We start from the raw sequence: 22,508 nt of genomic DNA, 5'->3' as shown, positions 1-22,508 counted from the left end.
AGGTAAGTACCATGGCTTTAACACGTGAACAGATGGCCCAACGCGTTGCTCGCGAGCTTGAAGATGGCTTCTACGTTAATTTAGGTATCGGCATTCCCACTCTGGTTGCCAACTACGTACCTGAAGGTATTGATGTCATGCTGCAGTCTGAAAATGGCTTGCTGGGCATGGGACGCTTTCCGACGGAGGAAGAAGTTGACTCGGATATGATTAATGCCGGTAAGCAGACGGTAACCGCTAGACCCGGTGCGGCAATTTTTTCTTCGGCTGAATCGTTTGCCATGATCCGCGGTGGTCATGTCGATTTAACGGTGCTTGGCGCTTTTGAAGTCGACCAGGAAGGCAACATTGCCTCTTGGATGGTGCCTGGTAAATTGATCAAAGGCATGGGTGGCGCTATGGATTTGGTCGCAGGCGCCGAAAATATTATCTGTACAATGACCCATGCGTCTAAACATGGCGAATCTAAACTGCTGGAGAAGTGTACGCTGCCATTAACCGGTGCAGGTTGTATCAATCGCGTTCTGACAGATCTCGCCTATCTTGAAATTAAAGACGGTGCATTCATTTTGAAAGAGCGTGCGCCGGGTGTAAGCGTTGAAGAGATCATTGAGAAAACCGCTGGAAAGCTCATTGTTCCAGATAACGTTCCTGAAATGACCTTTGATGAGTAATTTTGCTTACGTTGGCTGATTAAATTGGCGTGGGCACGCTTGTCGGGCTCACGCCATTTCACAGCGAGTATGAAAAGGCAGCAATATCTCAGCAATTCGCTCGTGGTCATCGTCCAGATGCTTTTGAATCAAGGCGAGGCCGCCAAGACTAAGCCGGTGTTCATCGCCGTTGTCAAACGCAATTTTCTGAGGCATAGCGGGATAAAAGCGATGTTGCAGCATCGATGAGACGGGGAATACGCCATTTTGCTGACTTTCAATACTTGGCATGCCAGCCGTTGCGAGTTGGACATCGAGTGCTTCAAGTGGATTATCCAGAGCTATGCAATCAAAGCCTGCATGATGAAGTCGTGGGCCCATGACCGCTAGCCATGCTGCAAGTGGGTGGGCAGCTTGAAGCTGTTGATACAGTGTCCAGGACGGCATTGGCCAGGGGCGCCCACGACAAAGCAAGTTATGGCCTTTGCAATCTTCGGGATGGCTTTGTGCTACTAGACCAGTGAGTGCTTCCCTGGGCGCTTTGCAAAGTGTGCCTAACTGCAGTTCTGCCAATAATAGCCAACTACCATTGTCATTAGGGGCGAGAAGGTGAATAAGCATCCCTTTATCTGCCATGGCGTAATGACCTACTGAACGGTACCCCATATGCGCTAACTTGCCCGCCAGTATGTTCGCAGCAAAAGGTCCGTGGTTGAGAGTTACCAGCGTCAGGTATTCAGCTGGGGTGTTTAACGGCCACAGCCTAAGTGCCCCTAAATCGGGATGGGTATGAATATAGTCAAGCCACAGCTGTTGAATAAACTCCTCTCGCTGCATGGGGTAACCTCGCCGCCTATAGTTGACCCGTATGGGTTAAGTTCTTGGGCATTCAGTATAGGCAAGCAAGGGTACATTGGGTTCAACGGGTATTAACGGCATTTTTAACGCCAAGTTTAAGAGGCGAGTAGCTGTTTATTGCGCACATAGTGGTCGAATTCCGTAAAACCGCCAATGTGCTGTTGGTCGACAAATATTTGCGGAACTGTGTGAATTGGTTTGCCCGCAGTTTTTGCAATATCTTCTTTGGTAACACCCTCTGTAGGCATATCTACATAGCGATAGCCTTCAATTTTTCCTGTGCTTTCCAGGTGGTCAGCTAACTGCTTTGCGCGGACGCAAAAAGGGCAAGACATGCGACCAAAAATAACCACAAACATGGGTAACGCTCCTTTAAAATAGTGGGCTTTCAGTAAAAAATTACGGCCATTGTGGCGTAGCTGAGATGCTTTCGCCAATAGCACCAAACTACGTCCATCATTGAGGCGCGTTATCGGTGCCATTTGTTCAAGGAGAAGTGATGCAACGGTTGGCTCCCCAGGAGTATCAGCACCTAGCGGCACTGGCGCTGGCGTATCGAGATGCGCACCTGCGCTCTATCAAAGAACATAGCCACTATAACCCTCGGTTAGGTGTAGACGCTTTATGCTTTGAACACCTCAACGAGACAGTTCATGGGGCTTCGCTGATGGTGGGAGCCTTGATGACACCTTGTGAGCTTTGGCTGATGGCGGTGCCCGAGCAGTCCATGCTGACGTCGCCGCTACCTGAGACGCTGTTGCTTGACTTACCTTCAGGGCGTTACTTGTTAGACCTGGAGCGGTTGCCTACTGGCTATGAAATCTACAAGCGCAGTGTCTTAGAGGATTTAAGCGATCTCGAAAGTATGCAGGATGCCGCTCGGTTAGCGCAGCAAATGATGTCGCGCTTAATGGCTCAGAGCTAAGTGCCAGAAGGGCAGAGTATGCAGACAGCCTAATGGGCTTCTATACTCGTAACCGTTACATCTGGACGCTTCGGTTGTCGTTATGAATAACCCCGATATCATCAACGTGTTCCGGCTTTTGATGTTCCTCTCTGATTTCTTGTAAATGGCCTAGTGTGACACGAGAGTGTCGACGAGTGCCGAGCGTTAAATTGACTATTTTTATGTCGCGTTTTTCAAGACCTGCTTTTCAACATCTAATTTAACCCAAAAGGAAATGCTAATGAGTTCTCCAGTAGCCGCAACCCCCCGCGTTGCTGTGGTAACCGGTACCACCACAGGCATTGGTGCCGCTGTTGTGAAACATTTTTGTGAGCTGGGCCATCAGGTTCTCGCCGTGGATTTCAATCCAAAAGGCAAGGAAGTGGCCGATGCGGCTGGCGCGGCGTTTTACCAGGCTGACCTAACTGATCCTGATGCGTGTCGTGCTGCTATCGCGGATGCGGTAAAGCGCTTTGGTGGCGTGGATATTTTGGTGAATAATGCGGGTATTCAGCACGTTGCGTCGATTGAAACCTTTCCTGAAGAGAAGTGGCGTCAAATTATTGATCTAATGCTCACGGCGCCTTTCATCCTTACTCAAGCGGCTTGGCCATCAATGCGTGAAAAAGGCTGGGGGCGAATTATTAATATTGCCTCGATTCATGCCCAAGTCGCCTCGCCCGGCAAGTCTGCGTACGTAAGTGCTAAGCATGGCATGATGGGGTTGACCAAAACGGCTGCGCTGGAAGGCGGCGATCAGGGGATTACTGCCAACGCTATTTGCCCTGCCTATGTGAGAACACCGCTGGTGGATAACCAAATCGCCGATCAAGCCAAGCTGCACGGTATGGGCGAGCAAGAGGTGATTGAAAACATCATGCTAAAAAATGCCGCGGTTAAGCGTTTAATCGAACCAATCGAAGTGGCACAGATGGTAGCGTATCTCGCTTCTGACGCTGCTGGTGCGGTAACCGGTTCAAGCTGGAATATTGACCTAGGCTGGACAGCCCACTAACGCGATTATTTCCCCTGTTAGGGCGCGCCACTTATGCTGAAGCGTTTATAAGAGGGTGGTAACAGGGGAATTTGCTGATGCATAGATGTTTATTGACTGAACTTTAACGTGAGTTAACGGCGAACTGGGCGTTTTTGTAACTTGCGTTGTAAGGTTCGCCGGTGCATGCCCAGCGCGCGGGCAGTCGCTGAAATATTGCCATCGTGCTCTTGAAGCACTTTTTGGATATGTTCCCAGGTAATGCGATTGATAGAGGGCGGGTTATCGGCAAGCTCGATGTTGGGGTCGCCTTCCTGCTGTTCAAACGCATGAATCACGTCGTCTGCGTCAGCGGGTTTACACAAGTAGTTCACTGCGCCTAACTTGATTGCTTCTACTGCGGTGGCAATGCTCGAATAACCGGTAAGCACCACAATGCGGCAATGGGGCACGGTGATGAGCAGCTCAGGTAGTAGTTTAAGGCCCGAGCTGTGTTCGAGTTTAAGATCCAATGTTGCCATGGTTGGCACAAATTGCGCCGCTACCGTTAGTGCTTGGTCGGCATCGTGGGCAACCATTACCTCGTAGCCACGGCGGCTGAGCGCTCGGCTCAATACATGGCAAAACATTTCATCGTCATCAATAATTAGAAGGCGTTGCTCGTGCGTCTGCATGATGTCCTCGGTGTTGCTGCGGCTGCCATGCCGCTATTACCTGTCTGGGGCGGAGCAGCGTGGAAGCGTTACTTCCGTTAACGTGCCACCTTCAGGGTGATTGTACAGTCTAACGCCGCCGCCAAAGCGGTTAATCGTGGCATGGGTTAAAAACAAGCCAATTCCCATCCCTTTGCTTTTTGTAGAGACGAAGGTATCGCCAAGCTGGTCAGCGATGGACATAGCAATCCCGGGGCCATGATCGCGTATATCGATAATGACGCTCTCTTCCTGCCAATCTAACCGAATGGCAATCTGCTCTGGATTTGCATCGGCGGCATTGTTTAATAAGTTAGTGAGTGCTTGGTCAAGGGTAGCATCCACCGCAAGCCAAGGGCGGCCACGCTTCTCGTTAACATCGAAGTGGTGGCTAACATCGGGCCTGATAACCAGCCAGCGCTGCACTACGCCTGCCAGCCACACTTCTGCATCAAGCACTTCAGGTTCAGCCATACGCCGCCGATCCGCATTGGTGACCAAGTGCTGCAAACGCGACTTGCACACATCGACCTGCTGGCGCAACAGCGCAATGTCTTGCTGAAGCACGCTGTCCCTAGGTGCTTCATCTTGCATCTCTTTAAGAAGCACCGCCATGGTGGAGAGTGGGGTGCCTAGTTCGTGTGCAGTGCCTGCGGCTTGGGTAGCTACTGCTAATACCTGTTCGTTGCGCAGAGCAGATTCCCGAGTGAGCGACAAGGCTTTATCCCGGTTGCGAAGCGCATGCGCCATTTTATAAATAAAAAAAGTGACCAGCCCCGCCGATAAGCCAAAGTTGAGCCACATGCCCAGCACGTGAAGGCTGAGTGGGCCATCGCTATTGATGTGGCCTAGCTGCGGAATAGGGTGATAGTAAAACATCAAAAACGTATAACCCGCCATAGAGCAGGCGGCCACTGTCCAGGCATGCCGCCAAGGCAGCGTGGCGGCTGCAATGGTCACTGGCACTAGGTAATAGGTAATAAACGGGTTGGTAGAGCCACCGGAAAAATAAAATAGCAGTGTTAAGCCAGCCACATCGGCTAATAAGTGGGAAAGGTATTCAATATGTTTTACCGCCCGGGGCCTGCCAAGACGCCACCAAGTCGCAATATTAAGCACGCCCATAGCAATGACCACGCCGACCACTGCTGTAACGGGTAAATCAAACGCTAAGAATTCGATGCCGACAATAATCGCCAGTAAAAAGCCTGTCCATGTAATGCCTCGGACAATGGTCAATCGAACCAGGTTGCGGTTTGGCGTTGACAGTGGCAGGGGAAGGGCGGTGGGCATAACGAGATTATCTACCTGATGTTTTAACACTATGAATGACAAATTTGATAAATAGGGTCATGACAAAGGTCATCCACCCGGCTGAAGCTAAAAAGTTAAACAGCAGCATTTTGGGTGGAAGCCAGGCGCTACCTACGATGGCTTCAAGCATAATGTGGAAAAACATTGCCAACAGTAGTGGCAATGCAAGGGTATGAATCCACATATCTGTTCGCCGCTTACGGATATGGTAGCGCCCCAATAAATAGCGCATGGGGCGGTGAGCCCAGCTAATAAGTACCAAGGCGCCAATCACAAACAGCATTGCCACAGTGGGTTCGGTACTGCCTTTGTACATTGAAATAGAGATCGACCAGGCAAGCCCAAGCCACATTAACCCTTCAATGCTGGCGATAATGTCTGCATAGCGACGCACGTTCTGCATAAACAACGAGATCCTTGATCCTACAAAGTGCCGCCATGATACGACACTTGATGAGGGCTGTGGGGCACAACGGTAGATTTATACCCCGCCGTATTGGGTATACTGTCCGCTCTCTAATGCTCTGCCCGATTACTCTACAACCAGATAAGCACAGGACTTGCCGTGGACGCTATTACGTTAACCCGCCCTGATGATTGGCACCTTCATTTACGTGATGATGAGGCGCTCAACGCCGTGGTAGGCCATACCGCCGCCCAAATGGGTCGAGCGATTATCATGCCAAACCTCAAGCCCCCCGTGACCACCACCGAGCAGGCCATTGCTTACCGCGAGCGCATCTTGGCAGCGCTACCCCCTGGGAGTCGCTTTGAGCCGCTAATGACGCTCTACTTAACCGATACAACGCCTGTCAGTGAAATTGAGAAAGCGGTTGAAAGTGGTGTAGTGAAAGCCGTTAAGCTCTATCCAGCGGGGGCAACGACTAATTCGGCCTCTGGCGTTACCGATATTGCCCACTGCGATGAGGCAATTGCGATGATGGCCAAGTTGGGTATGCCATTATTGGTTCATGGTGAAGTCACCGATAGTGATATCGATATTTTCGACCGTGAAGCAGCGTTTATAGAGCGGGTAATGAAGCCCCTGCTAGCGAGGCATCCTAGCCTTAAAGTGGTGTTTGAGCACATTACGACCCAGCAGGCTGCGGAGTTTGTTGCCGCTGCGCCCGGCAATATTGCAGCTACCATTACTGCTCACCATTTGCTATTTAACCGTAACAAGATGCTGGCGGGTGGCATTCGCCCCCATTACTACTGCTTGCCGATTTTAAAACGCGAACAGCATCGTCTGGCGTTATTAAAAGCTGCGACCAGTGGAAGCGCTAAGTTTTTCCTGGGAACCGATAGTGCTCCCCATGCCCAAGGTGATAAGGAGTCGAGCTGTGGTTGTGCAGGTGCGTATACGGCGCCTGCCGCGATTGAACTGTATGCAGTCGCGTTTGAAGAGATGCAGGCGCTGGATAAGCTTGAAGCCTTTGCCAGCTTAAATGGTCCGCGTTTTTACGGGCTTTCCCCCAATACTGACACCATCACGCTGGAACGCCGTGAATGGCGTTTGCCTGAACGCTTCCCCTACGCCGCAGGGCAGGACATCATTCCGCTTATGGCAGGTGAAACCTTGCCGTGGGCACTTAAAGACGCCTAAAAGCGGCGCCTGGCAAAGCGCGCTATCGAGCAGATGTAGCCCTCTATCTAGCGCTAGCAACATAAAACGGAGCCATTGGGCTCCGTTTTATGTTGTGTTTTGCGTTGTCGACTAGGTGTTGCCGAGCGCTATAAGCATTTGATCAACCATGCGGGACGAGTGGTCTGCGGCGATATCTAAGAACTGTTCAAAAGAGAGATGGTTGTCGCCGCTGCCAGGTATATCCGACAGCGCGCGGATAACCACAAACGGGCATCCGTAGAGATGGCAGGTTTGTGCAATCGCGGCGCCTTCCATTTCAACCGCCAGCATCGTAGGGAACTGAGCGCGCGTTGTGGCTACGCGTTCCGGATCGGCCATAAAGGCGTCCCCCGTGGCGATTAACCCTTCACGAACGTTTACTTCCCCCAGCGCTGCAATCGCGCCACGTGCTAGATCGCGTAACTGCTTATCAGCCTGATAAGCGGCGGGCATGCCTGGAACTTGTCCTAATTCATAGCCGAACACGACGGCGTCCACATCATGGTGACGAACTTCATCAGAGATGATGACATCGCCGATATTTAGATCGGTAGCGAAGCCGCCTGCCGAGCCGGTGTTAATAACAGCGTCAGGCTGATGACGCTCAAGCAGGATAGCGGTGCCTACGGCTGCGTTGACCTTACCGATGCCTGACTGCAACACCACCACCTCTAACCCATAGCGCGTACCGGTATAGAATACAAAACCGGCGTGTTCATAACGCTCAGCATTTTCAAGCTGGCTGGCTAAAAGGTTAACTTCTTGCGCCATGGCGCCAATAATTCCAATCCGTCGCACGTTAAGGTGCTCCTTGGTTGCTCAGTATCGTCTTAAGGCGGCGTTTCTTTAAGCCCTTATAGAGCTTTGTCGTGGCGCTCAGCGGCTTCTAGAGTGTTTTCAAGCAGGGTAGCAACCGTCATTGGCCCTACGCCGCCGGGCACCGGTGTGATAAAGCTGGCGCGTTCAGCGGCGATGGTAAAGTCGACATCTCCCATCAATGAGCCATCTTCTTGTCGGTTAATACCTACATCGATAACAATAGCGCCAGGCTTAATCCATTCGCTATTGACGATGCCAGGCTTGCCAACAGCAACCACCAATAGGTCAGCACGACTAACATGTGTTTGCAGGTTCTGAGTAAAACGATGGCAAACCGTCGTGGTGCAGCCCGCGAGCATAAGCTCTAGTGCCATTGGGCGGCCTACAATGTTAGAGGCGCCTACAACGGTGGCATCTAATCCACGCACCGCAATCCCGCTTTGCGTCAGCATGGTCATAATGCCTTTAGGCGTACAGGGCCGCAGCGACGGCATTCGCTGGGCTAAGCGGCCAATGTTGTAAGGGTGAAAGCCATCAACATCCTTATCAGGACGGATGCGCTCTAAAATGGGTCGTGCATCCATATGGTCTGGCAGAGGTAGTTGAACCAGAATGCCATCAACCGCAGGGTCATCGTTTAGCTGATCGACTAGGGTTTCCAGCGTTTCCTGCGTGGTGTTGGCGGGCAGGGCGTGTTGAAAAGAGAGAATGCCCGCTTGCTCGCAGGCACGGTGCTTGTTGCTGACGTACACGTGAGACGCTGGGTCTTCTCCGACCACTACAACGGCTAGTCCGGGTACTCGAGTGCCGGCTTGCTGGCGTGCGCTGACTTTTTCGGCAACGGCGTGACGGACATTAGCGGCGATGGCTTTGCCATCGATGAGTTGGGCGGCCATGTAATGAGATCCCTATGCGAGGTTGAAGAGCAAAGCAGACTGCTAAATACGTGCAGCAACGCGCTTTCTATTAAGGAGCAATTTTCGCATGCTAGGGCGGGAAGGCAAAGCATCTATCGAATCAATCACTTTAGGTGTTGACTTTAAAATTAGAAGTAGTAATATATGCCTCGCTTGAGACGAGATACGCAGCAGCGTCTAAGGTAAGAAATCGGGATGTAGCGCAGTCTGGTAGCGCGCCTGCTTTGGGAGCAGGATGTCGGGGGTTCGAATCCCTCCATCCCGACCACATACCTAGCGCGGAAGACGGCAGCTTGCTTTTCCAGACTTTGGTTGTGGTCAAGTGCTCATCAGTATTCAGCTAGATAGAATGCTTTATGTGCGCCTATAGCTCAACCGGATAGAGCAACGGCCTTCTAAGCCGTAGGTTGCGGGTTCAAGTCCTGCTGGGCGCGCCATTAATGATATAGATAATTACTTTTAACAAGGTAATTAGATCTACATTAAAAAATGGTGTTCGTTAGCAGTGATAAAAAGTAGTTCTTAAAGTACTTCATCTATGGTGGATGTAGCTCAGTGGTAGAGCCCCGGATTGTGACTCCGGTGGTCGTGGGTTCAATCCCCATCATCCACCCCATTGATGTAACGTACTACCCAGTTTTAGGTTGTGGTGGATGTAGCTCAGTGGTAGAGCCCCGGATTGTGGCTCCGGTGGTCGTGGGTTCGATCCCCATCATCCACCCCATTAACCTTTCAACACATTTGCAACTTTTCATAAATGGCTGAATTTTTTTTGAGCCAACCCTCCCTGTAGATCTTAATCCCTTAGCTTAATTACCTTTGTTTTGCATTGTCACCTTATCCTCTAACGTCATTCTATCTTGGCATTACCCTTATGCTATTGTCAGTTGTTTCTGTAATAGCCTCTGGCCTGCCCAGCAGATAACCTTGTGCGTACTCAATTCCTAATGATTTTAGCGTGTCCAGTGTGTCCTGAGTTTCGACATGCTCGGCAATAGTATCGATTTCTAATGCTTTTCCCACCGCGTGAATTGCTTGTACCATAGCCTTGTCAATGGGGTCGTGGTGAATGTTGCGTATAAAGCTGCCATCAATTTTTATATAATTCACGGGTAGTTGCTTAAGATAGCTAAACGAAGAAAGCCCTGTACCAAAATCGTCTAATGCGAACTTGCAACCGAGCGCTTTTAGCGATTGGATTAATTCGCTGACTTTTGAAAGCTGCGCAATGGCAGTGCTCTCGGTAATTTCAAAGCATAAGCTTCCTGCTGGTAGGCCCGCTTTACGTACTTGTTGAATCAGTTCATGGCAAAAAGCACTATCTGAAAGTGATTCTCCGGACAAGTTAATGCCCCAATAGCCGATTTCGTTATCATCTGAGCCGCGGTGTCGATCCGTTAGCCATGCAAGCGTATTGCGAATTACCCAGCGATCAATCCGTGTCATAAAGTGGTAACGTTCGGCGGCAGGTAGAAAACTGCCGGGCGAAATAAGTATGCCGTTTTCCTCGAGACGTAACAGTATTTCTTGGTAGCCAGGTTTTGTCCCACAAACGGCGCTGACTGGCTGAGCAAAAAGTCGGAAGGTGTCATTATCAAGAGCGTTTTGTAACCGTTGAATCCATTGCAACTCGCCATGGCGCTCTAATAAATGGCGGTCACTGGGTTGATGGCTATGAATGCGGTTTCTTCCGGCTTCTTTGGCGATGTAGCAGGCGGCATCAGCGGCATGAAGGGCATCTGATAAGTGCATAGGGTGTGCAGGTGTGATCGGCACCAGGCCAATGCTAACGCCAATGCCAAACGTGTGGTTTTGCCAAACAAACCTATAGCATTCGATGTCAGTACGCACTGCTTCACAAATATGTGCGGCTTTGTCTAATGGGCAGTCTGGAAGAATAAGCGCAAACTCATCACCGCCAAGGCGAGCAACCGTGTCACTGTTGCGCACGTGGGTTTTTAGTTTTACCGCTACTTGCCTTAACAGTTCGTCGCCCGCTAAGTGGCCGCAGGTGTCATTAACAATCTTGAACTGGTCTAGATCTAAGTAACAGAGAACATGCGAGTGCTCTGGGTGTTCGAGCAGCTTGGTTAACACGGTTTCAAATGCACGGCGGTTGACTAATCCGGTTAGATTATCGTGAGTTGCTTGGTAGTTAAGCTGTTCAGAGAGTTTTTGTGTCAAGCTTACGTCTTGGAAAACAACCACGGCGCCTAATGTGATGCCCCGCCGAGAGCGAATCGGTGCTGCACTGTGTTGGATTGGGTGACGCTTGCTGTATCGGTGTAATAATTGGCAGTGTTCGCTGTATTGAACGGCTTCGTGCTGGGTGAGCACCTGGCGGGCAGGGTTATTAATCAGCTGCTCGTTAACGTCATCATATAATTGATAAACTATTTGTATCGGCTGATTAATGGCATCCTCCAATGTCCAGCCGGTGAGCCGTTGTGCTTCTGTATTCATAAAGGTGATGTTGCCGCTTACGTCACAGGTAATCACTCCGTCGCCGATGGATGCCAGTGTTATGCGAGCAAGGTCCCTTTCTCGATTCAGTTGTTCCTGAAGCTGTTTGCGTTCGGTGATATCTCGCACCATGCCTGAACACTCCGAGGCCGAGCCAATGGCGCCTTCGCTTACCTGAATCTCTAAGTAGCGCACCTGCTGCTCTTTTGTGCGTAGTTTAACTTCATGACGTGCGCCGGGGTGGAGGGTGTTATTGGGAAATAGTTTGCTGACGGGTTGGCCAACTAGCTGTTGAGCGTTTACCCCAAATAAAGCTTCTGCGCCGGGGTTTAGGCCGGTTAGAGTGCCGTCAGACTGCCATGTGATCACACCATCGCGTAAGTTGCGGAGCATCACTTGCGTATGGCCTACGGCGCGCTCAAGGGCGGCGGAAACCCGGTTGTAGCCAGCGGCAATCTCGCCTACTTCAGTAAACGGGTCGGCGTCTATGCGTTGGTGCATATCACCCTGCCGCTCGTGTTGTCGCATATGCTCAAGGAGCTGGTGAAGCTCATTTTTTGCGCCATGCTCTGCCAAGTTAAGACCCATTTTTTCAGCGTCTTCAGAGACACGCAGGGGTAAAAAGCGCTGTGTTACGCTGAAGAGCAGCCAGGCGATGCCAAAGCTCCATGCACCACAAACCATCACGCCGATCAATTGGATTCCAAATTGGTCTGTTCGGCTCAGCGCGGTGCCTAAAGTACTCATATCGGCAAACCAGGGAAGTGCTAATGTTCCCCAAACGCCCGCCACTAGGTGGGCAGGTATTGCGCCCACTGCATCGTCAATGCGGCGCTTTAACAGCCACTCGCTCGAAAGAACCATAAGAACGCCGCTGACACTGCCAAGTAAAAATGCGGCTGATAGTGAAAGGACGTGTACCCCTGCAGTTACTGCCACTAGCCCTGCTATTGCGCCGTTAATTGCGTACATCACATCGGCATAGCGTCGTATGCGCCAGCCCACTAGCATGGCTGATAAGACTCCGCCTACAGCACCCAGTAGGGTATTGGCGAGAATGCTGGGTACTGCACTGCTAAGCGTTAAAGTGCTTCCTCCATTAAAGCCAAACCAGCCTAAAATCATGAACAGGGCACCAAGCATCGCGAGCGGCAGATTTCCTGCAGGAAACGTGGCGGGCGGTTTATCAGGCTGGAAGCGCCCATGCCTTGGGCCAATAACTAATACGGCGGCTAGCGCCACCCACCCACCGACACTGTGAACTACTGTTGCACCTGCGAAATCGACGAAGCCTAGTGCTGCTAGCCATCCAGGTGATCCGCCTAGTAGGCCGCCCCATGCCCAGTGGCCAAATATGGGATAGATAAGCAAAGCGATCCAAAAGGCCGTCCATAGGTAGCCGATAAATGTCATTCGCTCAGCCACAGCCCCCGCCACGATAGTCGCTGCCGTGGCACAAAACATGGCTTGAAAAATAAAGACCGTTATCAGCCAGCTGTTTGCCGATTCAAGATCCCAGCCAAACAATGATGTGCCAATCCAGCCTGAGTGGGAGGCTCCAAACATCATCCCAAAACCAGCAAGCCAAAACACACTTACGGCGATGGCAAAGTCCGCTAAGTTTTTCATGGCGACGTTGATGGCATTTTTAGTTCGTGTTGTGCCAGCTTCAAGGCACAAAAACCCCGCTTGCATAACGAAAACTAATGCGGCTGCCCACAACACCCAAAGCGTATCGATTAACGTAGTGTCAAAACCGTAAGACATTGGCAAACCCTTGTGCAGTATTGGTGCGTATTCAGCACTGCTATGGTGCTACTAGCTGTCAGGCCCGCTTCATCAAGCCCTGATAGACCTTTTCGTTACGCACACTGATAGATGGGTAACCGTGGTGCTGATAGATATTAAGCAATTGTTGTGCCGCGTTTAGTAAAGTCATCCGTATTTGTGTTTTTTGCGACATGAATATCTAAAAATACACTAAAAAACAGTTTTTATGACTGTGTTAAAGCTTGTCAGATAGTGATATTTTTCAATAAGTTACTTGCGCAGCTACCTGGGCTTATATGCGCAATCATTGTTAAGAAAGGAGTGCATCAAAATGGCGCGTCAATCGGTGGTGTTAGGGGCAGGAATGGTAGGCGTCAGCATTGCATGGCACTTACAGCAGCGTGGTCACCAGGTGACACTCGTCGATCGCAGCCAGCCTGGCCGTGAAACCTCCTTTGGTAATGCGGGCATTATTCAGCGGGAAGCAGTTAGGCCTTACCCCTTTCCTCGGGACATGAAGACGATTCTCAGCGTATTGCCGAATAACCGTGTGGATATTCGTTATCGCCCGGCGGGCATGTTTAACGCAGCATCACCTTTGCTGAGCTACTGGCACCACTCATCTTCGCGGCTTTATAAGAAAATTATTCCTGAGTGGGCTTCATTGATTGAGCTCTGCTTAGAGACCCATGGGCCAATGATTGAAGCCGCTGGCGCGGATCATTTAGTTCGCCGTGAAGGGTGGTTGGAAATTTATCGTACGCCTGAAAAGCTTGCCAAACGTGTGAAAGAGGCAGAAGAGGCGCGAGCGCTATATAACGTGCAGTTTGCGGTGTTAGATCGTGCTGCTCTGACTGCGAAAGAGCCGGATTTAAGCAGTGATATTATCGGGGCTATTCATTGGCTCGATCCATGGACAGTTGCCGATCCGGGTGGGCTAGTAGCTGCATACGCTGCTTCGTTTGTTGAGCAAGGCGGACGAATCTTGCAAACCGATATTAATGGTTTCCAGCAAGAAGGAGAGGGTTGGAAAGTCGATACTGCTGCTGAAACGTTAGAAGCCGATGAGGTTGTCGTGGCGCTTGGGCCGTGGGCAGGTGAGTGGATGAAAAAATTGGGTTATCACTTCCCGACCTTTGTTAAGCGTGGTTACCACATGCACTATGCAACGCAACCCAATGCTAAGCTTAATTACTGGCTGATGGACGCAGAGGTGGGCTATTTGCTGGCGCCTATGAACGCGGGCGTGAGGCTGACGACAGGCGCAGAGCTTGATCGACTTGAGTCGCCGGCTCATGAGCAGCAGTTGGGTGCCGCCGAAAAAGTGGCTCGCACCGTTTTTCCGCTTGGCGAGCGGCGCGACGCAGCTGCTTGGAAAGGCGCACGCCCATGCTTGCCGGATATGAAGCCGGTGATTGGCCCAGCACCGCGTCACCCAGGGCTGTGGTTGGCATTTGGCCATGGCCACCAAGGGTTTACGTTGGGGCCAGCCACAGGACAGTTGCTTGCCGATATGATGGAAAATAAGCCAACGGCTATCGATATGGCGCCGTTCCGCGCAGACCGTTTTTAATTAGCACGGCAGAGGGTATTAAAGCTGCCCTAGAAAGCGACCTATCGGATGAGATGTCTGAACCTAGGTGATGAGAAATTTGGTGTGAAGGTCTCGGATTTGCTACGCTTGAAGCGTATTTTTTGAAATGTGAGGTGAAATATGGATGTTGCCGCAAGCAATGCAGTAAGCACCGCTCTGTACATGAACCAAGCGCAAACCGCTGAGCAAGCTCAAATGCAAGTTTTTAGAGAGGCACTTGAGGATCAGGCTAACCAAGTAACAGAGGTTCTGGCATCATCAACTGCGGGTGCTGAGCCGGATCTTGCGCAAGAGGGTAGCCTAGGTACTCAGGTCAATACATTCGCATAGATGTTTTGCAAAGAGCTATCGTAAAAAGCTATCAAAAAGAACTTTCAAAGAGGCCTCGCGTAAGCAGTCGCTTTTTTGGAATGTACTATTTCAAACGTCGGTTATCCGGCGTTTTTTTGTGCGTTGTTTTTGCTTGAGATACATGGGCGTCACCTCGTGGTATGCCGTTATAGCCTAGTTGCGTTACCATATGCCCACTCAAGCGCCGCTGTTGTACGCGCTTCCCCGGATTGAATATTGCACCATCTTTCAGAGAGCCTAATGTCTGACGCTAACATAGCGCGCGAAGCTGAACTGCGCCGTACCTTTGCTATCATTTCACACCCTGACGCGGGTAAAACAACTATCACTGAAAAGCTGCTGCTGTTTGGGAACGCTATCCAGATGGCTGGCTCGGTGAAGAGTAAGCGCAATGACCGTCATGCTACTTCTGACTGGATGAAGATGGAGCAGGAGCGGGGTATCTCGGTAACCACCTCGGTGATGCAGTTCCCCTATGGTGGGCGTATTGTAAACCTGCTAGATACGCCAGGGCATGAAGACTTCTCCGAAGATACTTACCGCACGCTGACAGCGGTCGATTCAGCGTTAATGGTGATTGATGGCGCAAAAGGGGTTGAGGATCGCACCATCAAGCTGATGGAGGTGTGTCGTCTGCGCACTACGCCTATCCTGACGTTCATCAATAAGATGGACCGTGATATCCGCGACCCCATTGAGGTGATGGATGAAGTAGAAACCGTATTAAACATTCAGTGTGCGCCGATGACCTGGCCAATTGGCATGGGACGGCATTTCAAAGGGGTGTATCACCTCTATAACGACGTCGTTCATCTGTATACACAAGGTCAGGGTAGTCGCATTCCTGACGATAAGCGTATTGAAGGGTTAGATAACCCTGAAGTGGATGCTGTGTTGGGTGAAGAGCAAGCAGAAGAACTGCGTATGGAGGTTGAGTTAGTACGCGGTGCGTCCCATGAGTTTGACCTTGAGGCTTACCGCCGCGGCGAGTTATCACCCGTTTATTTTGGTACTGCCATGGGGAACTTTGGCGTACGCGAAATGTTGGATGGCTTTGTAGAGCATGCCCCGGCGCCCCAACCCCGCAATACCGATACGCGTGAAGTGACCGCTCACGATGAGCGCTTTACCGGTTTTGTCTTTAAAATTCAGGCCAACATGGACCCGAATCACCGAGACCGCATTGCCTTCTTGCGCGTATGTTCGGGAAAGTATGAGAAAAACATGAAAATGCGCCATGTGCGTATTGGTAAGGATGTGAAAATTGCCGATGCGTTGACCTTTATGGCCTCGGATCGCTCGCAGGTAGAAGAGGCGTGGCCGGGCGATATTATTGGTTTACACAACCATGGCACTATTCAGATCGGCGATACCTTTACGGTGGGTGAAGATATGCGCTTTACCGGCATTCCTCACTTTGCCCCGGAGCTATTTAAGCGTGTGCGCTTAAAAGACCCATTGAAAATGAAGGCACTGCAGAAGGGGCTTCAGCAGCTTTCAGAAGAGGGGGCTACTCAAGTATTTATGCCGATGGACAATAATGACTTAATTTTGGGTGCGGTAGGTACGCTCCAGTTTGACGTGGTCGCCCACCGGTTGAAGGAAGAGTACAAAGTTGACTGCCTGTATGAAGGCGTCAACGTGCAAACGGCGCGCTGGGTATATTGTGAAGATGCCAAGATGCTGGAGGAGTTCAAGCGCAAGGCCAGTACCAATTTGGCAATCGATGGGGGGGGGTATCTTACCTACATTGCGCCAACCCGGGTTAACTTGCAGATGACCCAGGAGCGTTGGCCCGACATCCGCTTCCAGCCGACTCGCGAGCATTAAGCTCACTGCCTATGTTGATAGATGCCCACTGCCACCTCGATTTTGCCGCGTTTGATGATGATCGCCTCGATGTTATCAATGCGGCCAAAGCGGTGGGTGTGGGCCATTTTGTGGTGCCGGGTACCACACGAACTCGCTGGCCCAATGTGCTTAAGCTAGGGGAACGCTCGGATGTCAGCCTGTGTCTAGGCTTACATCCCTATTTTATCGCCGAGCACCAGGAGCAGGATCTTGATGCTCTGGAGCAACAGATTGCGGAAAATAAGCATTTCGTCGCTGTCGGTGAGTGCGGCATCGACGGGCGTTTTACAAATACCTTAGATGAGCAGTGGCGCTATTTTGACGCCCAGTTGCGGCTCGCCAAACAGTATGCACTGCCGGTGGTAGTACACTGTGTCAAAGCGAACGACACCGTCAGCAAACGTTTGCGCGAGCTTGCGTTGCCAAGGGGTGGTTTGATTCATGCATTTGCGGGGTCTTACCAACAGGCTGATACGTTTTTGCAGCTTGGCTATACGCTAGGCTTGGGGGGCAGCGTTACCTTTGAGCGTGCCCAGCGATTGCGTCGCGTGGTTAGTCAGTTACCAGATGATGGCTTTGTGCTGGAAACGGATAGCCCTGATATGCCCCTTAGCGGGTATCAGGGCCAACGTAATGAACCTTGTCGAGTGGCAGGCGTTTGTAAAGCCGTCGCATCGCTACGCAACCAAACGGTGGAGGAGGTCGCGGCACTAAGTAGCGCGAATGCAGCGCGACTGTTTGGGCTTGTTAATTATTAAGGCTTAAATGATTATCAGGCTGTTATGCATTCAAGTTAACGGCTAATTGTTCCGGATCTAAGCGCTCAAGAGCATAAGGTAGCGAACAGAGCGTTACAGATTTATCTTGCCAAAAAATAGCAGGCGCATCTTCGATAACTTTAGTGCTCACAACCGCTAACAGCTCCACGTGCTGCTCTTCACTGAACGCGCTACTCACCACTTCTCCAGCGCGTTTACCGTCAGCATCTATCAAAGCATCACCTGTGCTAGGCAATGTGGTCGCAGGAACTGAGGCGCGCACCATGCGTTTTTTTACCTGGCCACGAAAATGAGCCCGCGCGACGACTTCCTGGCCGGTATAACAGCCCTTTTTAAAGCTGATCCCTCCTAAGGCTTCCCAGTTAAGCATCTGTGGCAAGAAATGATCCTGCTGTGCGTCGGTAAGCCATGCTATGCCATTGCGGATATCTTCAAGATGCCACGCATTGCGCGATTGGTCGTCATCGCTCAGTTCATGGTGCGAACTATCTTTGAGGCAAAATAGCCAGCGTGCTTGGCCTGGTATACGCAGCACAAGCGTTTCGCCGTTGCTGTGCTGGGTGTCGGGTAGGTCAGGTAGCGTCACACCCGTTGCTTTGGCTAACGGCAGGGCGTCTGCGCTGGCGCCAACAAAGGTGAGTGTAGGCTGGGAGACTAACTCTGTACGGTAAAAAGCGGCGAATTTTTTTAAGTGTGTAGCCAGCATATCGACTAGTGAAGCGCTCATTATCAAGCGGAAGTGCTCTTCACTTAAGCGTAGTATCTGGGCATTAGCCAGCATTCTACCTTTTGGGGTGCAAAAGCAGGTTAGCGGTGCAAAGTGGCCATTCGCTAAACTGACTTGGGCGCTGGTCTGACCCTGCAGAAATTTCTCTGCATCCGCACCTATCACATCCAGAGCGCCAAGGTGGGTAAGACGTACATTGCGATTTAGCTGGGTCTGGAAAGTGGCGGCCGCCATAAAAACTCCTGATTGCAGGTGGTTGCTAGTATCTGGCTATTAGCTAGCTATGCCTAAGCGGCAATAGTTTCGTGTAGAGCGCATAATGGATGCAGAGTGCTAATGTATGTAGAGCATACAAACTGTATTTTAAGAATGAAACTGAAGCGCGACTTAGTTAGGTGAGGGCGCCGTGAGCCAATTGCAAGACAGCTATGGCATACTAGACACTCTTACTGCACCGGTACTGTGCAGCATATTTGTATAGGTTTCGGCAATCGCCTGACCATAGATTCATTTTTCAAAAGGGTGGCGGATGGCTTATCAATCACTAACGTTTAAGGGCGTAACCACCCCTGAACAGGTCAATAAAATCACCACTGCATTAATGATATTAGATGGCGTCGATAGCGCTGAGGTGGGCCGTTATGGCGCTGAGGTAGAAGGACGTGCTAAGCGGGAGACGCTTATTAAAGCCGTTGAAAAACTTAACCTAGGAGTAAAGGTATCGTAATGCATAAGCCCATCACTATTATTAGCGAGCGCAATCGCGTTTTTCGTCAACGGGTTGAGGTCGATGGTTTGGAGGCGCTGTACTCGGATGTGCCACCGGTCGTTGGTGGTGATGGTAGTGCCCCCGACCCCCATGATTACTTCGATATCGCGCTGGGTACCTGTAAAGCGATTACCGTGCAAATGTACGCAAAGCGTAAGCAGTGGCCTCTAGAGGGAATCACCGTGAAGGTGCAGCGCGATGATAGCCAAGAAAGAAAAGGTGTCTACAGCCTGGCCGTCACGTTGATACTGCACGGGATTGAAGACCCTGAGCAGCGCACCAAGCTGGAAGAGATCAGCCATCGCTGCCCTATCCAGCGACTGATGACCCAGGCGACGGTAGAAATTACGACGCACACCGAGTAACGCTGCATACTGAGTGTTCCATCCTCAGAACGGGAGTAATGATGAGCAAGGAGTTCAGGCTACAGTCAAAATTTAAGCCTGCCGGTGATCAGCCAACGGCAATCCGTAGTTTAATCAGCGGGCTGGAATCGGGACTTGCCCATCAAACCCTGCTGGGGGTAACCGGTTCAGGTAAGACGTTTACCATGGCAAATGTGGTACAGCAGCTGCAGCGGCCTACCATCGTCATGGCGCCCAATAAAACACTTGCTGCCCAGCTCTACGGGGAATTTAAGTCGTTTTTCCCAGACAACGCGGTTGAGTATTTTGTCTCTTATTACGATTACTATCAGCCGGAAGCATACGTTCCCTCTTCCGATACGTTTATCGAGAAAGATGCCTCGATTAATGACCATATCGAACAAATGCGCCTGTCAGCTACTAAAGCCCTGCTGGAGCGACGTGATGCGTTAATCGTCGTATCGGTTTCAGCTATTTATGGCCTGGGTGACCCCGACCAGTACCTGAAAATGCGCCTGCATTTTACCCGTGGTGAGCTGATTGATCAGCGGGCTTTTCTGCGCCGCCTAGCTGAGCTGCAATATACCCGCAACGATATGGATTTTCGTCGGGGTACTTACCGAGTACGCGGCGATGTGATTGATATCTTCCCGGCAGACTCAGATGAAGAGGCGGTACGGGTTGAACTGTTTGACAGCGAGATTGACACCATTCGCCTGTTTGATCCGTTGACCGGTGCTGTCCGTGGGGAGGTGCCGCGTATGACCATCTACCCAAAATCGCACTACGTTACGCCGCGGGAAACTATTTTGGGGGCCATTGATGCCATCAAGGATGAGCTCAAAGAACGCCTGGAATGGATGCGCAAGCACGAGCGGCTGGTGGAAGCGCAACGTCTTGAGCAGCGCACCCTTTACGATATTGAGATGATGCTGGAGCTGGGTTATTGCAACGGCATTGAGAACTACTCGCGCTATCTCTCGGGGCGTGCCCCAGGTGAGCCGCCACCGACTTTCTTCGATTACTTGCCCGATGACGCACTGCTATTTATAGATGAGTCCCACGTTAGCGTGCCCCAGGTAGGCGGTATGTATAAGGGCGACCGTTCACGCAAAGAGACGCTAGTCGAGTATGGCTTCCGGCTCCCCTCAGCGCTGGACAACCGGCCGATGAAGTTTGAGGAGTGGGAAGCGATAAGCCCGCAGACGATTTTTGTCTCAGCCACGCCGGGGAAATATGAAGCAGAGCACGCCAGCCAGATAGTTGAACAGGTGGTGCGGCCAACTGGGCTGTTAGACCCTGAGATAGAAGTTCGCCCGGCAAGCACCCAAGTAGACGACCTGCTTTCTGAAATCGGCTTACGTACCGCCGTTGGCGAGCGTGTGCTTGTGACCACCTTGACCAAGCGTATGTCTGAAGACCTAACCGAATACCTTGATGAGCACGGTATTCGTGTGCGCTATTTGCACTCCGATATCGATACGGTGGAGCGGGTTGAGATTATTCGTGACCTGCGGCTGGGTAAATTTGATGTATTAGTAGGGATTAACCTGCTTCGCGAAGGGTTGGATATACCTGAAGTGTCGCTGGTGGCTATTCTGGATGCGGATAAAGAGGGCTTTTTACGCGCCGAGCGCTCGCTGATTCAAACTATTGGCCGCGCTGCCCGTAACGCCAACGGTAAAGCGATACTCTATGGCGACAGAATCACTGACTCAATGCGCAAGGCGATTGATGAAACCGATCGGCGCCGCGCCAAACAGGTTGAGCACAATGAAAAACATGGCATTACTCCCACTACGGTCACGCGATCGGTAGCCGATATTCTTGAAGCTGCCCAAGCACCCGGTAAAAAGAGCAGTCGTCGCCGTGGTTCAGAGCGCAAAGTGGCGGAAAATGCCGCTGAGTACGATGTAACCACCATGAGCAAACAAGACCTGCTAGGCGCTATTAGTAAGCTTGAGGACGCCATGTTTGAAGCAGCACAGAACCTCGAGTTTGAAGAGGCGGCGCGTCTACGTGATCAGCTTCATCAAATGAAAGAAAAGCAGCTGGCGCTGGGGTAAACAATGCCGGAAGGTCCTGAAATTCGCCGTGCTGCTGATAAAATTGAAAAGCAGCTGCGTGGTAAAACCTTGGATGATGTGTGGTTTGCATTCCCCGAGCTTGCTAAACAGGCTAGTTCGTTAATCGGCATTCAAGTAAACGCAGTGGATACCTGGGGAAAGGCGATGCTGATTCGCTTTGCAGATCAGCGGGTGCTGTACTCTCATAATCAGCTGTATGGGGTATGGAAGCTCCATTCAGAAGATAAGCCGCCCTCGACCAAACGCTCTCTTCGCGTTCGTTTAACAGCAGAGGGCAGGGCGGCGAGCCTTTATAGCGCATCGGATGTGTCGCTATGGCATGAAAATGCGCTAGATTCACACCCATTTTTAGCGCGTTTAGGTCCTGACCTATTGAGCCAGCAGGTAACATCAGGTGATGTACAAAAGCGCTTACATGACCCCCAGTTCCGGCGGAGAAGCTTGGGGGCGCTGTTGTTAGATCAGCGGCTAGTGGCAGGCTTGGGTAATTACCTGCGAACAGAAATTCTATTTTTTTCTAAGCTTCACCCTAAAATGCGACCTGTGGATTTAACGTCTGTTCAGCTCTCGCTACTAGCCGACTCTATTATTGATATCACTCATCGGGCATACCGCCAGGCAGGAGTTACTAACCTTGACGCGTGGATTGAGCAGGCAATTGCTGCGAAGGAGCCACGCAGGCAGTGGCGTTTTAGCGCCTTTGAGCGTGCAGGGTTATCGTGCCACCGCTGCGGCAGCATTATTGAGCGAATGATGGTTGGGTCACGTCGGCTGTATTTATGCCCCTGCTGTCAGTTGCTTTCCCCTTAAAGTATTTTATACCGTTATCTTGCTGTTTTCTTAAAACTTAGATCAAAACATTAGCATTTATGGCTCCGAAGCAGCGTTGAGCGGCTGCCGCTCTCTAGGCAATACGGTATACTCCTCCCACA

Annotated in this window: 21 protein-coding genes and 4 tRNA genes; 16 read left to right on the top strand and 9 right to left on the bottom strand. The window is 51.1% G+C overall.

The genetic code is table 11. From position 1 onward, the window contains the following. Nucleotides 1–11 precede the first annotated feature (11 nt). Entirely contained in the window at nucleotides 12–674 is a 663-nt protein-coding gene (locus P8S54_RS02395; RefSeq protein ID WP_009095498.1) for a CoA transferase subunit B, read from the top strand. A 48-nt stretch (nucleotides 675–722) separates the two neighbouring features. Here the strand turns inward: P8S54_RS02395 and P8S54_RS02390 are convergent, their stop codons facing one another. After that, nucleotides 723–1,490, bottom strand: coding sequence for a DUF1338 domain-containing protein (locus P8S54_RS02390; protein WP_281443062.1), 768 nt, complete (start codon nucleotides 1,488–1,490; stop codon nucleotides 723–725). Nucleotides 1,491–1,606: 116 nt separating this feature from the next. Beyond that, nucleotides 1,607–1,870: a GrxA family glutaredoxin gene (locus P8S54_RS02385; RefSeq protein ID WP_035539697.1), complete on the bottom strand. Its 264-nt coding sequence runs from the start codon at nucleotides 1,868–1,870 to the stop codon at nucleotides 1,607–1,609. A 140-nt stretch (nucleotides 1,871–2,010) separates the two neighbouring features. Here P8S54_RS02385 and hybE point away from each other — a divergent pair, with 140 nt between their 5' ends. Together hybE and P8S54_RS02375 are read left to right on the top strand one after the other, a co-directional pair. After that, nucleotides 2,011–2,436, top strand: a complete 426-nt coding sequence (gene hybE / locus P8S54_RS02380) for a [NiFe]-hydrogenase assembly chaperone HybE (RefSeq protein WP_281443061.1) — start codon at nucleotides 2,011–2,013, stop codon at nucleotides 2,434–2,436. A gap of 262 nt (nucleotides 2,437–2,698) precedes the next feature. Then, nucleotides 2,699–3,472 carry a 3-hydroxybutyrate dehydrogenase gene (locus P8S54_RS02375; RefSeq protein ID WP_281443060.1) on the top strand — a complete coding sequence of 258 codons (774 nt, stop codon included), beginning with the start codon at nucleotides 2,699–2,701 and terminating at the stop codon, nucleotides 3,470–3,472. 113 nt (nucleotides 3,473–3,585) lie between these two features. Here P8S54_RS02375 and P8S54_RS02370 read toward each other — a convergent pair whose 3' ends face one another. The 3 genes from P8S54_RS02370 to P8S54_RS02360 are packed head-to-tail and all read right to left on the bottom strand — an operon-like array spanning nucleotide 3,586 to nucleotide 5,860. Then, nucleotides 3,586–4,125 (bottom strand): response regulator transcription factor, encoded by a 540-nt coding sequence (locus P8S54_RS02370; RefSeq protein WP_009095509.1) that lies wholly within the window; start codon nucleotides 4,123–4,125, stop codon nucleotides 3,586–3,588. A gap of 36 nt (nucleotides 4,126–4,161) precedes the next feature. Beyond that, nucleotides 4,162–5,436, bottom strand: a complete 1,275-nt coding sequence (locus tag P8S54_RS02365) for an ATP-binding protein (RefSeq protein ID WP_281443059.1) — start codon at nucleotides 5,434–5,436, stop codon at nucleotides 4,162–4,164. A 7-nt stretch (nucleotides 5,437–5,443) separates the two neighbouring features. Further along, nucleotides 5,444–5,860, bottom strand: coding sequence for a hypothetical protein (locus P8S54_RS02360; protein WP_281443058.1), 417 nt, complete (start codon nucleotides 5,858–5,860; stop codon nucleotides 5,444–5,446). A 162-nt stretch (nucleotides 5,861–6,022) separates the two neighbouring features. Between P8S54_RS02360 and pyrC the strand changes: the two genes are divergently transcribed. Beyond that, nucleotides 6,023–7,063 (top strand): dihydroorotase, encoded by a 1,041-nt coding sequence (gene pyrC, locus P8S54_RS02355; RefSeq protein ID WP_281443057.1) that lies wholly within the window; start codon nucleotides 6,023–6,025, stop codon nucleotides 7,061–7,063. 111 nt (nucleotides 7,064–7,174) lie between these two features. Here the strand turns inward: pyrC and mtnN are convergent, their stop codons facing one another. Further along, complete coding sequence (gene mtnN / locus P8S54_RS02350; protein ID WP_281443056.1) at nucleotides 7,175–7,882, bottom strand: 5'-methylthioadenosine/S-adenosylhomocysteine nucleosidase; 708 nt, start codon at nucleotides 7,880–7,882, stop codon at nucleotides 7,175–7,177. Nucleotides 7,883–7,938: 56 nt separating this feature from the next. Next, nucleotides 7,939–8,799, bottom strand: a complete 861-nt coding sequence (folD, locus tag P8S54_RS02345; RefSeq protein WP_281443055.1) for a bifunctional methylenetetrahydrofolate dehydrogenase/methenyltetrahydrofolate cyclohydrolase FolD — start codon at nucleotides 8,797–8,799, stop codon at nucleotides 7,939–7,941. 212 nt (nucleotides 8,800–9,011) lie between these two features. Between folD and P8S54_RS02340 the strand changes: the two genes are divergently transcribed. The 4 genes from P8S54_RS02340 to P8S54_RS02325 all read left to right on the top strand — a co-directional run bounded on the left by P8S54_RS02340 (nucleotide 9,012) and on the right by P8S54_RS02325 (nucleotide 9,544). Next, nucleotides 9,012–9,088, top strand: a tRNA-Pro gene (locus tag P8S54_RS02340). 92 nt (nucleotides 9,089–9,180) lie between these two features. Then, nucleotides 9,181–9,257: transfer RNA gene (locus P8S54_RS02335), tRNA-Arg, on the top strand. A gap of 104 nt (nucleotides 9,258–9,361) precedes the next feature. Then, nucleotides 9,362–9,436: transfer RNA gene (locus P8S54_RS02330), tRNA-His, on the top strand. 33 nt (nucleotides 9,437–9,469) lie between these two features. After that, nucleotides 9,470–9,544 (top strand) — tRNA-His (locus P8S54_RS02325). Nucleotides 9,545–9,675: 131 nt separating this feature from the next. On the opposite strand, the gene amt is transcribed toward P8S54_RS02325, so the two are convergent. Continuing rightward, a complete protein-coding gene (amt, locus tag P8S54_RS02320) occupies nucleotides 9,676–13,050 on the bottom strand; it encodes an ammonium transporter (RefSeq protein ID WP_281443054.1) in 3,375 nt (1,124 codons plus the stop codon). 334 nt (nucleotides 13,051–13,384) lie between these two features. Between amt and P8S54_RS02315 the strand changes: the two genes are divergently transcribed. The 4 genes from P8S54_RS02315 (at nucleotide 13,385) to P8S54_RS02300 (ending at nucleotide 17,607) form a co-directional block, all read left to right on the top strand. After that, nucleotides 13,385–14,626 (top strand): FAD-dependent oxidoreductase, encoded by a 1,242-nt coding sequence (locus tag P8S54_RS02315; protein ID WP_281443053.1) that lies wholly within the window; start codon nucleotides 13,385–13,387, stop codon nucleotides 14,624–14,626. 141 nt (nucleotides 14,627–14,767) lie between these two features. Next, entirely contained in the window at nucleotides 14,768–14,977 is a 210-nt protein-coding gene (locus P8S54_RS02310) for a hypothetical protein (protein WP_009095518.1), read from the top strand. Between the two features lie 261 nt (nucleotides 14,978–15,238). Further along, entirely contained in the window at nucleotides 15,239–16,828 is a 1,590-nt protein-coding gene (locus P8S54_RS02305) for a peptide chain release factor 3 (RefSeq protein ID WP_009095520.1), read from the top strand. A gap of 11 nt (nucleotides 16,829–16,839) precedes the next feature. Beyond that, nucleotides 16,840–17,607: a TatD family hydrolase gene (locus P8S54_RS02300; protein WP_281443052.1), complete on the top strand. Its 768-nt coding sequence runs from the start codon at nucleotides 16,840–16,842 to the stop codon at nucleotides 17,605–17,607. Between the two features lie 22 nt (nucleotides 17,608–17,629). Here P8S54_RS02300 and P8S54_RS02295 read toward each other — a convergent pair whose 3' ends face one another. After that, the gene (locus tag P8S54_RS02295; protein ID WP_281443051.1) at nucleotides 17,630–18,589 is read right to left on the bottom strand and encodes a folate-binding protein; all 960 of its coding nucleotides are present in this window, start codon (nucleotides 18,587–18,589) and stop codon (nucleotides 17,630–17,632) included. Between the two features lie 295 nt (nucleotides 18,590–18,884). Between P8S54_RS02295 and P8S54_RS02290 the strand changes: the two genes are divergently transcribed. The 4 genes from P8S54_RS02290 to nei are packed head-to-tail and all read left to right on the top strand — an operon-like array spanning nucleotide 18,885 to nucleotide 22,386. Further along, nucleotides 18,885–19,082 carry a hypothetical protein gene (locus P8S54_RS02290; RefSeq protein ID WP_009095527.1) on the top strand — a complete coding sequence of 66 codons (198 nt, stop codon included), beginning with the start codon at nucleotides 18,885–18,887 and terminating at the stop codon, nucleotides 19,080–19,082. Further along, entirely contained in the window at nucleotides 19,082–19,489 is a 408-nt protein-coding gene (locus tag P8S54_RS02285; RefSeq protein ID WP_281443050.1) for an OsmC family protein, read from the top strand. Before P8S54_RS02290 ends, P8S54_RS02285 begins: the two co-directional genes overlap by 1 nt. A 41-nt stretch (nucleotides 19,490–19,530) precedes the next feature. Continuing rightward, nucleotides 19,531–21,555 (top strand): excinuclease ABC subunit UvrB, encoded by a 2,025-nt coding sequence (gene uvrB / locus P8S54_RS02280; RefSeq protein WP_281443049.1) that lies wholly within the window; start codon nucleotides 19,531–19,533, stop codon nucleotides 21,553–21,555. Between the two features lie 3 nt (nucleotides 21,556–21,558). Then, nucleotides 21,559–22,386: an endonuclease VIII gene (gene nei / locus P8S54_RS02275; protein WP_281443048.1), complete on the top strand. Its 828-nt coding sequence runs from the start codon at nucleotides 21,559–21,561 to the stop codon at nucleotides 22,384–22,386. Nucleotides 22,387–22,508 lie beyond the last annotated feature (122 nt).

Origin of the sequence: Halomonas sp. M1 (genome assembly GCF_029581375.1) — a bacterium.
Classification (GTDB): Bacteria; Pseudomonadota; Gammaproteobacteria; order Pseudomonadales; family Halomonadaceae; genus Vreelandella.
The sequence above is the reverse complement of the archived record's forward strand: the minus strand, read 5'-3'. Positions and strand labels throughout refer to the sequence as shown.

Bases quoted from the DNA above. Each gene is read 5' to 3' on its own strand.
- P8S54_RS02395 (WP_009095498.1), top strand. From the start codon at position 12: ATGGCTTTAACACGTGAACAGATGGCCCAACGCGTTGCTCGCGAGCTT.
- P8S54_RS02310 (WP_009095518.1), top strand. From the start codon at position 14,768: ATGGATGTTGCCGCAAGCAATGCAGTAAGCACCGCTCTGTACATGAAC.
- P8S54_RS02360 (WP_281443058.1), bottom strand. From the start codon at position 5,860: ATGCAGAACGTGCGTCGCTATGCAGACATTATCGCCAGCATTGAAGGG.
- P8S54_RS02300 (WP_281443052.1), top strand. From the start codon at position 16,840: ATGTTGATAGATGCCCACTGCCACCTCGATTTTGCCGCGTTTGATGAT.
- P8S54_RS02385 (WP_035539697.1), bottom strand. From the start codon at position 1,870: ATGTTTGTGGTTATTTTTGGTCGCATGTCTTGCCCTTTTTGCGTCCGC.
- P8S54_RS02315 (WP_281443053.1), top strand. From the start codon at position 13,385: ATGGCGCGTCAATCGGTGGTGTTAGGGGCAGGAATGGTAGGCGTCAGC.
- hybE (WP_281443061.1), top strand. From the start codon at position 2,011: ATGCAACGGTTGGCTCCCCAGGAGTATCAGCACCTAGCGGCACTGGCG.
- uvrB (WP_281443049.1), top strand. From the start codon at position 19,531: ATGAGCAAGGAGTTCAGGCTACAGTCAAAATTTAAGCCTGCCGGTGAT.
- nei (WP_281443048.1), top strand. From the start codon at position 21,559: ATGCCGGAAGGTCCTGAAATTCGCCGTGCTGCTGATAAAATTGAAAAG.
- P8S54_RS02290 (WP_009095527.1), top strand. From the start codon at position 18,885: ATGGCTTATCAATCACTAACGTTTAAGGGCGTAACCACCCCTGAACAG.
- P8S54_RS02370 (WP_009095509.1), bottom strand. From the start codon at position 4,125: ATGCAGACGCACGAGCAACGCCTTCTAATTATTGATGACGATGAAATG.
- folD (WP_281443055.1), bottom strand. From the start codon at position 8,799: ATGGCCGCCCAACTCATCGATGGCAAAGCCATCGCCGCTAATGTCCGT.
- P8S54_RS02285 (WP_281443050.1), top strand. From the start codon at position 19,082: ATGCATAAGCCCATCACTATTATTAGCGAGCGCAATCGCGTTTTTCGT.
- P8S54_RS02365 (WP_281443059.1), bottom strand. From the start codon at position 5,436: ATGCCCACCGCCCTTCCCCTGCCACTGTCAACGCCAAACCGCAACCTG.
- P8S54_RS02305 (WP_009095520.1), top strand. From the start codon at position 15,239: ATGTCTGACGCTAACATAGCGCGCGAAGCTGAACTGCGCCGTACCTTT.
- amt (WP_281443054.1), bottom strand. From the start codon at position 13,050: ATGTCTTACGGTTTTGACACTACGTTAATCGATACGCTTTGGGTGTTG.
- P8S54_RS02375 (WP_281443060.1), top strand. From the start codon at position 2,699: ATGAGTTCTCCAGTAGCCGCAACCCCCCGCGTTGCTGTGGTAACCGGT.
- P8S54_RS02390 (WP_281443062.1), bottom strand. From the start codon at position 1,490: ATGCAGCGAGAGGAGTTTATTCAACAGCTGTGGCTTGACTATATTCAT.
- P8S54_RS02295 (WP_281443051.1), bottom strand. From the start codon at position 18,589: ATGGCGGCCGCCACTTTCCAGACCCAGCTAAATCGCAATGTACGTCTT.